Here is a 12,675-nt window from a genome sequence, read left to right on the forward strand (position 1 = left end):
ACAAGCACATGAATGACGCACATCCGGAGGCCCAGTCTCCGGCGTTGAAGAATCTGGACATGGACCGCCTGAAGCGACTGGCGGATTTCCTTTTCGAAGTGGGCATGCTGCGCAAGACGCCCCGCACCGGCTACCAGTTTCTCGGAACGGGCAGCGAAAACGTGGCGGAGCATAGCTTCCGTACGGCGGTGACCGGTTACGTGCTGGCCGAGATGGCGGGCGCGGACACGGCGCGGACCACGCTCCTGTGCCTGTTTCACGACCTGCACGAGGCGCGCACGGCCGATTTCAATTACGTGAACCGTATGTACAATTCCTCGGATCGTACCCGCGCCCTGCGTGACGCCACGGCTGGGACGGGTCTCTCCGAGGGCATCTTGTCCCTGTGGGAGGAGTTGGAGACGACTGAAAGCCTTGAGGCGCAGCTTGCGCAGGACGCCGACCAGATCGACTTCATCCTGAACCTCAAGGAACAGGCCGATCTTGGCAACACGTACGCCACGAAATGGCTGGAGAGCGCGCTTCAGCGCCTGCGCACCCCGCAGGGCAAGGCGTTGGCCGAGAAGATCAGCACCACGGACCAGTCCGACTGGTGGTTCCTTGGTCCCGACACCTCGTGGTGGACCCGCAAGAACGGCAAGAAGAAGGAGTAGGGCGGAATCCGCCACTCCTTTCCCTTCGCGCGCGTAGACTGGCGTGGAGGGATGCGCACTGTGCATGATGCTCCGCAACCTGCGGGGCAGTAGAGAATTCGGGGATGACGCGAGCGCCCATTCCCATCGCAAAGGCCCGGCCTCCCGCCGGGCCTTTGTCGTCTGTGTCGGTCCGAAGACGACGGGACGGACCGAGGGATGATTTTTTGGTATCGCGCAACTGGCTGGAAATGTCGCAAAAGATGCACCGCGGTGAGTCTCGCAATGCATCTTGCGCAAAAGCCGCGCGGAAAGCCTTGAGGCTGGCTGATTTCCTGGACGGTGTGCATTGGCACGCTGGTTGCTTTGTGACTCGGGCAAGTGCCCAAAATAGGAGGAGTACGCAATGAACCTGACCTTTGAAATCGCCGGCCCCAGTTGTGACCTCGCCCTGCATCCGATTTCCGAGAAGACCGCGCAACGGATACGGGAACAGGGAAGAGATATTTACAAGCAGAAGTATCTGTCCTGGTGGCGCAAGGGCAACACCGCCACATACGGCATGCGCTTTGGCGACGACAGCAACGTGCGCGTGCTGACGAACGACACCCCCGTGAAATTCGACGAGTCGCTCATCACGCGCGACGTCATCGAGATTCGCCGCCGCCTGTACCTGAACAGCAAGGCCAAGTTCCTCGCCGTGCTCGGCTTCGACGACGAATACTGCAAGTTCCAGTGGATGTGGCATGACGTGAAGGACTTCGATCCCACCCTGTTCAGTTTCAGTGTGCAGCGCTGGGACCGTGTGATGGGCGAGCCGAACTATTTCGTCATCGACAACGTCATGTACGACGGCCGCTGGGCGGACGAGGAGGACTGGTGCGATCCCAGCGGGTTCACCCTCATCGACCCCATCGTCATCGACCTCAAGACCGTGCGGCAGGACGTTGAGCGCGAGCAGCGCGCAAAGAACTAGCGGTAGCGCATGACGCACCGCGGGATTGTGCGGCGGCCATCACACCGGGTGGCCGCCGCATGTGTTTGCCCGAAGTGAACGGTGGATGTTTGTCGCGCCGTGTCGCTACGCGTTGGCGCCGAGCCGTTTCCCACCTCGGGAAGGGCTGGGCGCTGGTGGCAGCGCGTTGCGTGTGGCGCGTTTTGCGAGTGTTGCGCGATTGCGCAACACTCAGATGGGAAGGCGGATGATGAATGTTGCGCCGTGGCCTTCCTCGGACTCCACGAAGAAGTCGCCACGGTGCTTGTTGGTGATGATGAAATAGGAAACCGAAAGCCCGAGTCCCGTGCCGACTCCGGGTTCCTTGGTCGTGAAGAACGGCTCGAAGATGCGCTTGCGGGTGGATTCCCCAAGCCCCGGGCCGTTGTCGGAAATCTCTATACGGACGTGGTTTCCATCCCTGCGGCTGCGCAGCAGGATGTGCGGCTGTTCGGTCATGCCGGACATGGCCATGGCTTCTGCCGCATTGCGCAAGACGTTCAGGACCACCTGTTCGATCTCCGTTTGCACCATTTCCACCTGTGGCAGGTCCGGTGCGTAGTCCTTATCTATGTGAATCAGCCTAAAATCGTAATTCTTCTTCAGATCATAGTCGCTTGATGCCAGTTCAAGTGTCCTGTCGAGCAGCGCGTTCACGTCCTCCGGCTTGCGGGTCGATTCGCTCTTGCGGCTGAAGTCCAGCATGTTGCGCACGATGCGCGCCGCGCGGCTGGCCGCGTCGCGAATGCCGGAGATATAGTTGCCGATTCCACGTTTTTCAATGTACTGGCGAACGCCTTCGAGATTCACCTCGAATTCGTTGGCAACCTTGGTGTTGGCCGGGAGATGCGGGTCGAAGCGGCGTTCGATGTTTTGCGAGCACTGGAGGATGATGCCGAGGGGGTTGTTGATTTCGTGGGCCATGCCCGCGGCCAGCCCGCCGACGGACATCATCTTTTCCGTCTGGATCATGAGGTCCTCGATGCGGGTGCGCTCCGTCACGTCGTCCACGCGGATGACGGCACCATCGACCTCTTCGCCCGCAAGGGGAAAGACGATGATGTCCTCGTAGCGGACGGCGCCCTCGGCAGTGGTCCTGCGGACCTTTTCCCGCGTCTGCGGTTGGCCGGTGGCGAGGGCGCTTCGAATCATGTTCAGGCAGAACCCCAACGCTGGAAAGGCCTCCGCCAGCGGCATGCCTTCCGCGGGCCGCGTATCGCTTCCCGCCATGGCTTCGGCGCGCTGGTTCCATTGCGTCACGGTGCCGTCCGGCGTGACGCCGACGAGCATCGACGGCATGGAATTGAAGGTGCGGTCAAGGAGCGTGCGTAGCCTGCGCGATTCCCGCTCGGCCTGCATGCGGTCGGTGATGTCCATGATGATGCCGATGATGCCTTCGTGGCGGGCGTTTTTGCCGATCCTGGTCTTGATGAGAACGACGGTCCGTTCAGCCCCGTCGGGCGTGGTGACCTTCAGCTCGTAGGTTTGTAGCCCGCCTTCGTGCATGAGTTTCTGGTCCATGTCGCGGTAAATGCTGCCGAACGGCTCGGGAGCGCATTCCTGTGCCGATCTGCCGATGATCTCCTCGCGCGGGAGCCCGAGGAACTGCTCGAAGGCCGTATTGCACAGCCTGTAGCTTCCTCCCTGATCCTTGAAGAAGATGGGGGTGGGGATGGCGTCGGTGAGGGTTCGGATGAAGGTCAGCTGGTCGTGCAGTTCCTCCTCGGCGCGTTTGCGCTCGGCCATTTCCGCCTCAAGCTGGAGTTTCGCAAGCGCTTGATGGGAAATAAACCGCACAAGGTGCAAGTTGAAGTCCATGATTTTACGCATCTTGTCACGGCTGAAGAATGGAACTTCGGCCAGTGCGGCCAGGTAATCCGCTTCGTCGAAGCCAAGTTCCCTCGCCTGATTGCGGAAGAAGTCTTCGTCGGGGCGTTCGTCGTCGTAGAAGAACTGGCCTACGAACAGCGTAGCGAGATGCGTGCCTTCAACTATGATCGGCATGGCAATGTCCCACATGCCGTTGGCGCAGCGGTATTCGATGTATGGTGCGGTGCCGAGCCGACTGTAGATCCTTGCGTCGCTTTCTCGGCATCGGGCGGCGGAGACGGAGTTCTTGCGGTGGAAATCCGTGCAGATGCGTTGCCAGCCGGTGCGCACCAGTACCGTGCCGTTGAGATCGAGGATGGTGAAGGGTATCCCAGCCGCGGCGTGGAGCGCATCTGCGATGTGCTGGAGTTCGTCCGGATCGACGAGTTGGGCGAAGGTCAGGGCGGGGTGCATGGTGGTTGCTCCTCGGTATCCTGCGATAGTACCAGAAGCCTGCCGGGTGACAAATGCTGGAATCGTGTGTTCGAAAGCGCGAGCACAAAGCGGTCCACTCTGCGCAATACGTAGATGTCGGATGCGCTCAATCTTTGCTGACGCGTTTCCTTTCGATATCCTCGGCAACCTTCTTCGCGGCATCGTCCTGCGGGTTGGGGCGTTCGTCCTCGGGCAGGTTTTCTGTGAATTTTTCACGGATGGCGGTGACGACGTCCCATATGGACAGGAAGCTTTCGACCACGTCGGGATCGAAGTGCGTTCCGGAATCCTCCTTGATGACCGTGATGATCTTTTCGTCTGGCCACGGCGGCTTGTAGGTGCGTCGGGACGACAGCGCGTCGAAGACGTCGGCCAGTGCGCAGATGCGCGCGGCAAGGGGAATGGCTTTGCCAGAGAGGGGCTGTCCGAGGCTTTTCACCGTCCCGTGCAGGTCGCTCACGCGTCCGGGATAGCCGTTTCCGTTCCATTTCTCGTGATGGCGCAGGGCGATTTCTCCGGACATGGCGTCGAGCTCGGAGGTCGAGTTGGTGAAGAGTTTTGCCCCGAATACCGTGTGGAACTGCATGGTCGCGAATTCGTCGGGGTCGAGCTTTGCCGGTTTTTTGAGGATGGCGTCGGAGATGCCGACCTTGCCCACGTCGTGCAGCATGGCCGCGATGCGTATGTGATCCTTGAATTTCTTGAGCTCGTGTTCCGGCACGCCCTTGTTGAGAGCCCACTGGTGGTAGATTTCGGCCGAATAGGCCCCTACGCGTTGCACGTGCGCGCCTGTTTCCGAGGGGTCACGCAGTTCGGCCATCTGAATCATACGCAGGATGAGTTCGCGGGTCATGATGGCGCGTTCTATGGCCACGGAAGCCGTCGTTGCGAAGAGCGGCAGGTAGTGCCTCGCCTCTTCGGAGAAGGGAACGGATTCCCCGTTGTCGTCCTTGGCATTGATGATCTGGATGACGCCCACTACGCTTCCCTGCGAGGTGGTGATGGGGAAGGTGAGGATGGAGCGCGTGCGGTAGCCCGTCTTGATGTCGAAGGCGGGGTTGAAGCGCACCGGCGAGTCCGCCGGCATGTCGTAGGCGTCGTCTATGGCGATGAGCTCCCGGTGCCCGGCCGCGTAGCCCACGATGGAGTCGTCGTTCATGGGCATTGAGAAGTTGGCGTAGACCTCCTTGTTCACGGACGAGGTGAACAGGGTGTCGTTGTGGACGTAGCTGAAGCGAAGCCGACCATCCTCGACGAGGTAGATCGTGCCCGCGTCGGCGCGCGTGACCTTGCGCGCCCGCGTCAGCACGCGGTCGAGTATCGCGTCGAGGTCTTTGAGCTGGGCCAGCTCATCGTTCACGCGAATGATTTCGTTGACGATGTCCTCGTGCACCTTGGGGCACGGACAGAGCTCGGGCATGGGGTCCTCCGCATGCTCACTCGTGACAATTCGAGCATCCATTGTAAGCCATGGGCGGGATGCGTCAAGAATGGCCTGGATTCATGGACGCAAGGCCCGTGCGCTCTCTGGCAAATTGCGGTAATGCATGATAAAGACGAAACTCTGCCGGAGCGAGTCTGCCCCGGAATCATGAAGAGGGATGGCGCGGGGAGAGATGTTCACACGATTTTTCGAATGGCTTGGGGCTGGAACCATCGGAATGGTCCGCGAAATGGGGCGCATGGCGCTGCTTTTCGTGGATGTTTGCGCGTGGATGGTGCGCCCGCCCTTCCGCTTCCGTCTGCTGTTTGGGCAGATGGAATTCGTGGGGGTGCGCTCGCTGTTCGTCGTGGCGCTCACCTCCCTGTTTACGGGCATGGTGCTTGCCTTGCAGACCTACTATGCCTTCCGCCTGTTTTCCGCCGAATCGCTTGTCGGCGCTACCGTGGCCCTGTCCATGACGCGCGAGCTCGGTCCCGTCATCACCGCGCTTATGGTCACCGGGCGCGCCGGATCGGCCATCGCCGCCGAGATTGGCACCATGCGCGTCACCGAGCAGGTGGACGCGCTGACGGTCATGGCCATCAATCCCGTGCAGTATCTCGCCGTGCCGCGCATTCTGGCCGGGTTCGCCATGCTGCCGCTTCTGACCGTGCTCTCGGACTTCGTGGGCATGGTGGGCGGCTATCTCGTCGGCGTGAAGATGCTCGGCATCAACTCCGGCATCTTCATGAACAAGATTTACGAACTCGTGGAACTTGAAGACATCTACAATGGATTGGTCAAGGCGGCCGTGTTCGGCGTCATCCTGACCCTCGTCGGCTGCTACAAGGGCTTCGGCACCCATGGCGGCGCGGAGGGCGTGGGACGCTCCACCACCGAGGCGGTGGTCCTGTCGTCCGTACTCATTCTTTCCAGCGACTATGTGCTTACCGCACTCATGATGTAGCCATGAAACCGATCATCCAATGTGAAGGCCTCCGCAAGAGCTTCGGCGAGCAGACGGTGCTCGACGGGCTGGATATCACCCTCCGCCCCGACTCCGTGAGCGTCATCATTGGGCGCAGCGGCGGGGGCAAGTCCGTGCTGCTCAAGCACATCATCGGACTCATGCGGCCGGATTCCGGCCGGGTGCTGGTGAACGGGCAGGACATCACCGCCCTGTCCGAGCGCGAACTCGTGGCCGCACGGCGGCAGTTCGGCCTGCTTTTTCAGGAGGGCGCGCTGTTCGACTCCATGAACGTGGCCGAGAACGTCGCCTTTCCGCTGGTGGAGCACTCCGGCCTGTCGCGGCGGGAGATAGCGGACATCGTGGATGCCAAGCTCGCCGCGGTGGGGCTTTCCGGCGCAGGGCACAAGATGCCCGCCGAGCTTTCGGGCGGCATGCGCAAGCGTGTGGGCCTGGCCCGCGCCATCGCGCTGGACCCGAAGATCGTGCTCTTCGACGAGCCGACGTCCGGTCTCGATCCCGTGATGTCCGCGGCCATCAACGACCTCATCTTACGCACCCGTGGCGAGTTCGGGGCCACCTGCGTGGTCATCAGCCACGACATTCCGGCGACCATGGCCATCGCGGACGAGATTTTTATGCTCTACAACGGGCGCATCATCGCCAGTGGCAGCCCGGACGAGATACGCGCCTCGGATGATCCGGTGGTGCGACAGTTCATCGAGGGCCGCGCTGACGGTCCCATTGGATTGGCCTGACCGCGCCGTAGCGCGGGGACCGATCACACGAAAAGAGAGAGAGGCTTATGGCAGGCAAGAGCGGAGCCGAGATCAAGGTCGGCATTTTCGTATTTGTGGCGGTAATCATGCTGGCCTACATGTCGCTTCAGGTGGGCGAGCGTGAACTGCTGCGTAGTGGTGTCTACGACCTCGTGGTCTACTTCGACAGCGTGACCGGACTCAAGGAGGGCGCTCCCGTCGAGATCGCGGGCATCGAGGTGGGCCGCGTGAGCGGTATCGAGCTCGAAAACGGCCGCGCGAAGCTGGTCCTTGAGCTTGAGGACCGTGTGCGGCTGCGCGCCGACGTCGTCGCCCGCATCATGACCCGTGGTGTGCTCGGCGACAAGTATGTCGCCCTGTCCGGCGGTACGGAGGCCTATCCGGAGCTTGCCGAGGGCGGTGTCATCCAGCGCTCTGACCGCAGCGCCGACCTTGAAGTGCTCATGAACAAGATCGGCCAGATCGCCGACGACATCGGCACCGTGTCCAAGAGCGTCTCCAGCGTGCTTGGCGGTCCGGACGGCGAGCGCGGCCTGCGCGACACCTTCGAGAACCTGCGCGACCTCACCGTGACGCTCAACCAGATGGTGCAGCGTAACGTGGAGAGCATCGACCTCATCGTCACCAACATGCGCGATTTCTCCGGCGACCTGCGGGACCTTTCCTCCGCCAACAAGCAGAGCATCGGCTCCATCATCCAGAATTTCGAGACGGCATCCAACGGCCTGCGCGATACGCTGACCACCGTCAACAGCGTGCTCGCCAAGATCGACGAGGGGCAGGGCGCGGCCGGGCGGCTGGTCAACGACGAGGAAATGGGACGCAATCTGCACGAGGCCGTGGCATCCCTCGAAAGCGTGGCCCGCAAGATCGATGAGGGGCAGGGCACCCTCGGCAGGCTCGTCAACGACGACACCACCTCCCGCGAGCTGGACAAGGCCCTCGAAGGCATCAACACCTACCTTGAGAAGCAGGAGACCTTCAAGACCAGCGTGGACTTCGGTGCCGAGTACCTCGCCGACTCCGGCGACACCAAGACCTATCTGAACATGCTCATCGAGCCGTCGGCCGACCATTTCTACATGGTCGGCGTGGTCGCCAACCCCAACGGCCGTACCCGCGAGACGGAAACTTTTACCACCACCAGCGTGGACGGTGGCAAGCCCACCACGACGCATGAGGTCGAGGAAAAGACCGAGCGCGACGAAATCACCTTCAACGCGCAGATCGGCAAGCGCTGGGGCGATCTGGCCCTGCGCGGCGGTCTCTTCGAATCCACCGGCGGTGCGGGACTCGACTACTACGTGTGGGACGATCGCCTCAAGTTCACCTTCGAGGCCTACGACTTCGATGACGAGGACGCCCCGCACCTCAAGGCCGGAGCCAAGCTCTATTTTCTCAAGAATTTCTATGCCATGGCCGGTATGGACGACTTCGCCAGCGAGCACGGCGGAAGCTCCTTCTACACGGGCCTTGGCCTGTACTTCACCGACGACGATCTCAAGTACCTCATGAGCGCCTCGCCGGTTCCCATCAAGTAGCGGAGCGCACATGAAGATTGCTGTCATTTCCGACACGCACGCCTACGAGGTCACCGAGTGGATGGAGGCGGTCTATGACCGTTACCTCGCCGGTGCCGATCTGTTGCTGCACTGCGGCGACACCACCGGCCATCCGGTGTGGTCGTGGCTGTGCCAGCATCCCGGTTTTCACGCCGTATCCGGCAACGTGGATGACTATGCCCTTACGCAGGAGCTTGACGTGCGCGTCTCCCTGCGCGTGGGCGGGCTAACCGTCGGCCTCGTCCATGGCTTCGGTTACGGTCCCGTAGATGGCCTTTCCGCCAGAATCGCCGAAGCCCTCGGGCCGGACTACGATCTCGTCTGTTTCGGGCATTCGCACCGTACGGAGTGGGTTCGCCACGGCAGCACGTGGATGCTCAATCCCGGCAGCCTGCGCGAGGGCGGTGCCGAGCCGACGCTCGCCTTCCTTCACATCGCCGACGACGGAACTATCGCTCACGAATTCGTCAGCGTGCCGCTCACCGCGGCCGAGGTTCGCTGCGCCTAGCCGCTCCGGTTTCCATAATGAAAGGGGAATGGACATGAATTTCCGCACCGAAAAGGACAGCCTCGGACCGCGCAAGGTTCCGGCCGATGCGTATTATGGCGTGCAGACCGTGCGCGCACTCGAGAATTTCCAGATCACCGGCATTCCCGTCTCCCATTTCACCCGCCTTATTCAGGCGCTGGCCTGCGTCAAGAAGGCCGCCGCGCTCGCCAACATGGAGCTGGGCCTGTTGCCCGACGACATCTGCGACGCCATCGTGCAGGCCGCGCGCGACGTGCGCGAGGGGCGGCTTGACGAGCACTTCCCCGTGGACGTCATTCAGGGTGGCGCGGGGACCTCGGTCAACATGAACGCCAATGAGGTCATCTGCAATCGGGCGCTGGAGATTATCGGGGCCGAGCGTGGTGACTACTCGCGCATTCATCCCAACAATCACGTCAACCTTTCCCAGTCCACCAACGACGTTTATCCCACGGCCCTCAAGATCGCCCTCATCTGGTACTGTCAGGATCTCCTCAAGGAGATGGAGGCCCTTGTCGCCTCGCTGCGTGCCAAGGGCGAGGAGTTCGCAGACGTTATCAAGATGGGCCGCACCCAGCTTCAGGACGCCGTGCCCATGACCCTCGGTCAGGAATTCGCTGCCTACTCCGTCACCGTGGGTGAGGACATTTCGCGCCTGCGCGAGGCCATCACCCTGCTTCGCGAATCCAACATGGGTGCCACGGCCATCGGTACCGGCATCAATACCGTCGAGGGCTACGCCGAGGCCGTCTGTCGCTATCTCGCCGACGTTACCGGGCTCGACATCGTGCCCGCCGAGAACCTTGTGGAGGCCACCAGCGACACCGGCGTCTTTGTCCACGTCTCGGGCATCCTCAAGCGTATCTCCGTCAAGCTCTCCAAGATCTGTAACGACCTGCGCTTGCTTTCGTCCGGCCCATTCACCGGCTTCCACGAGATAAATCTGCCGCCCATGCAGCCCGGATCGAGCATCATGCCCGGCAAGGTCAATCCCGTCATCCCCGAGGCCGTCAATCAGGTCTGCTATCAGGTCATCGGCAACGACGTTACCGTGACCATGGCCGCCGAGGCCGGGCAGCTTGAACTCAACGTATTCGAACCCATCATCGCCTTCAACCTCTTCCAGTCCGTGGACATGCTCGCCCGCGCGGCGTTCATGCTCCGCAAGCGCTGCATCGACGGCATCACCGCCAACCGCGAGCGCTGTGCCGCTCTGGTGCGGATGTCCGTCGGCGCCGTCACCGCCCTCGCGCCCTACATCGGCTACGAGGCCGCCGCCGCGTTGGCCAAGGAGTCCGAATGCACCGGGCGCGCCCTCATCGACCTCGTCGTCGAACAGGGACACATGAGCCGCGACGAGGCCCAGAAAGTCCTCGACCCTCTCACTATGACCCGCCCAAAACCCGGAGCGATGCGCGACTAGCGCCGATTGCCCGTAGCGCCCGTGGCTGTCGTCCGGCGTAGTGGCTGGGCCGTGTCGTTCACTGCCGCATGCAAGCCGTAGGCTCCGCCAGCCAAGGGGCCGCTGGCCCCCTGGACCCCCGACATGCGATTGGCCGTGTGCCTATGGCGAGTCGTGCGGCTTTGCGTGACGAAGCCCTAATGAGGATTGTTAAGGGAATCATTCCCTTGACCGGATCCGGGCAGAGCCCGGCCGCCGGAGGCATCCTTTCGTCCCGCCGGTCGCCAAAGGCCATGCCCCGCATAGCGGCTGGCGCCTGTCGCAGTGGTAGGGCCGTGTCGTTCACTGCCGCATGCAAGCCGTAGGCTCCGCCGGCCAAGGGGCCGCTGGCCCCCTGGACCCCCGACATGCGATAGGCCGTGTGTCTATGGCGTGTCGTGCGGCTTTGCGTGACGAAGCCCTAATGAGGATTGTTAAGGGAATCATTCCCTTGACCGAATCCGGGCAGAGCCCGGCCGCCGGAGGCATCCTTTCGTCCCGCCGGTCGCCGAATGCCATGCCCCGCGCAGCGGCTGGCGCCTGTCGCAGTGGTAGGGCCGTGTCGTTCACTGCCGCATGCAAGCCGTAGGCTCCGCTGGCCGCTGGCCGCTGGCCCCCTGGACCCCCGACATGCGATAGGCCGTGTGTCTATGGCGTGTCGTGTGGCTTTGCGTGACGAAGCCCTAATGAGGATTGTTAAGGGAATCATTCCCTTGACCGGGTCCGGGCAGAGCCCGGCCGCCGGAGGCATCCTTTCGTCCCGCCGGTCGCCGAATGCCATGCCCCGCGCAGCGGGCTAGATTGCGCGGGTATCGCGCTGTCCGTGGCGCAAAAAGAAGCCCCCTCCGGTGGAGGGGGCTTCGGTCAGTCTGGAGCCAAGTGCGGAACCGGCGCGATCAACCGCCGAGGAGCTGCATGGCCATACGGGGCAGGGAGTTGGCCTGCGCGAGCATGGACACTGCGGACTGGGTCTTGATCTGCTGGCGGACGAACTCGGTCATCTCGGTGGCCACGTCCACGTCGGAGATGCGGGACTCGGAAGCCTGAAGGTTTTCGGCCTGCACCTGCAGGTTGGACACGGTCGCGTTCAGGCGGTTCTGGTTGGCACCGAGCTGGGCGCGGATGTTGTCCTTGGAGATGATGGCCTTGTCGATGGCTTCCAATGCGTTGCGAGCCGCATCCTGGGTGGAGATGGAAGCGCCGTTGCCGGAGGTCTGGTTGCCGAGACCGAGGGCAGAGGCCGTCGCCGAGTTGATCTGGATGTCGTAGTAGTCTTCCTTGGAATCGTTCTGCGTGCCGAAGTGGACGCGCATGGAGCCGGTGCTGGTGAGGCCCGTGCCGGAGTGGGTACCGGAGAGGTTGCCGTTCAGCAGGTGGATTCCGTTGAAGTCCGTGGCATCCGCGATACGGGTGATTTCCGAAGCCATGGCCTGGTACTCGGAGTCGATGACGAGGCGCTGGTCGGAGTTGTAGGTACCGGTGGAAGCCTGTTCGGCCAGTTCCTTCATACGGATGAGCTTTTCGTCGATGACGCCGAGGGCGCCGTCGGCGGTCTGGATCATCGAGACGGCGTCATTGGCGTTGCGGGTGCCCTGATGCAGAGCGGTCACGTCGGAGCGCATGAGTTCGCGGACTGCGAGGCCGGCGGCGTCGTCAGCGGCGGTGCCGACACGCAGACCGGAAGACAGGCGGCGGACAGAGGTTCCGAGAGCACCGTAAGACTGGCTCAGGTTCCGGGACGCATTAGCAGCCATCATATTGTGATTGATAACCAGAGACATAGAATTCCCTCCTTAGAAATGTTCAGCATCCTTGCTGTATTGGGCGCATGCCCGAATCACTTGCGAGTCATTTCGGCTGGTAAGCGCGAAATGATTAGGCCCTCCGGAAGAATTTTTTGATCTTTTCTAGAAAACCCGCACAGTGCCTATGTTCCCGGGATAAAGTTTTTTTATGCCCTGGGCGTTTGTTGTTTGCGCAATTGTTGTGTTGGTAAGGCTGGTTGGAGTGACAGAAACGGGCGTAAAAGTCTGGAAAGTGTCTG

10 protein-coding genes are annotated in these 12,675 nt (G+C 61.9%); 7 read left to right on the forward strand and 3 right to left on the reverse strand.

The annotated features are described in order from the left end of the window. Nucleotides 1-8: 8 nt before the first annotated feature. Together GGQ74_RS11415 and GGQ74_RS11420 are read left to right on the forward strand one after the other, a co-directional pair. Nucleotides 9-653, forward strand: coding sequence for an HD domain-containing protein (locus GGQ74_RS11415; RefSeq protein WP_167941668.1), 645 nt, complete (start codon nt 9-11; stop codon nt 651-653). 385 nt (nt 654-1,038) lie between these two features. After that, nucleotides 1,039-1,608: a hypothetical protein gene (locus tag GGQ74_RS11420; RefSeq protein ID WP_167941669.1), complete on the forward strand. Its 570-nt coding sequence runs from the start codon at nt 1,039-1,041 to the stop codon at nt 1,606-1,608. Nucleotides 1,609-1,818: 210 nt separating this feature from the next. Here the strand turns inward: GGQ74_RS11420 and GGQ74_RS11425 are convergent, their stop codons facing one another. Beyond that, entirely contained in the window at nt 1,819-3,909 is a 2,091-nt protein-coding gene (locus GGQ74_RS11425) for a PocR ligand-binding domain-containing protein (RefSeq protein WP_167941670.1), read from the reverse strand. Between the two features lie 127 nt (nt 3,910-4,036). Then, on the reverse strand, nt 4,037-5,350 hold the full coding sequence (locus GGQ74_RS11430) for an HD domain-containing phosphohydrolase (protein WP_167941671.1): 1,314 nt from the start codon (nt 5,348-5,350) through the stop codon (nt 4,037-4,039). A 196-nt stretch (nt 5,351-5,546) separates the two neighbouring features. Between GGQ74_RS11430 and GGQ74_RS11435 the strand changes: the two genes are divergently transcribed. From GGQ74_RS11435 to GGQ74_RS11455, 5 genes are read left to right on the forward strand one after another with little or no spacing between them, the layout of a single operon-like run. Then, on the forward strand, nt 5,547-6,320 hold the full coding sequence (locus GGQ74_RS11435) for an MlaE family ABC transporter permease (protein ID WP_167941672.1): 774 nt from the start codon (nt 5,547-5,549) through the stop codon (nt 6,318-6,320). Between the two features lie 2 nt (nt 6,321-6,322). Continuing rightward, nucleotides 6,323-7,078 carry an ABC transporter ATP-binding protein gene (locus tag GGQ74_RS11440; RefSeq protein WP_209280162.1) on the forward strand — a complete coding sequence of 252 codons (756 nt, stop codon included), beginning with the start codon at nt 6,323-6,325 and terminating at the stop codon, nt 7,076-7,078. Between the two features lie 47 nt (nt 7,079-7,125). Further along, entirely contained in the window at nt 7,126-8,640 is a 1,515-nt protein-coding gene (locus GGQ74_RS11445; RefSeq protein WP_167941673.1) for an MlaD family protein, read from the forward strand. A gap of 10 nt (nt 8,641-8,650) precedes the next feature. After that, on the forward strand, nt 8,651-9,169 hold the full coding sequence (locus GGQ74_RS11450; RefSeq protein WP_167941674.1) for a metallophosphoesterase family protein: 519 nt from the start codon (nt 8,651-8,653) through the stop codon (nt 9,167-9,169). 34 nt (nt 9,170-9,203) lie between these two features. Continuing rightward, nucleotides 9,204-10,613, forward strand: a complete 1,410-nt coding sequence (locus tag GGQ74_RS11455) for an aspartate ammonia-lyase (RefSeq protein WP_167941675.1) — start codon at nt 9,204-9,206, stop codon at nt 10,611-10,613. A 914-nt stretch (nt 10,614-11,527) separates the two neighbouring features. Here GGQ74_RS11455 and GGQ74_RS11460 read toward each other — a convergent pair. Beyond that, nucleotides 11,528-12,412 carry a flagellin N-terminal helical domain-containing protein gene (locus GGQ74_RS11460; protein ID WP_167941676.1) on the reverse strand — a complete coding sequence of 295 codons (885 nt, stop codon included), beginning with the start codon at nt 12,410-12,412 and terminating at the stop codon, nt 11,528-11,530. Between the last annotated feature and the right edge of the window lie 263 nt (nt 12,413-12,675).

The sequence above is a fragment of the Desulfobaculum xiamenense genome (assembly GCF_011927665.1).
GTDB lineage: Bacteria > Desulfobacterota > Desulfovibrionia > Desulfovibrionales > Desulfovibrionaceae > Desulfobaculum > Desulfobaculum xiamenense.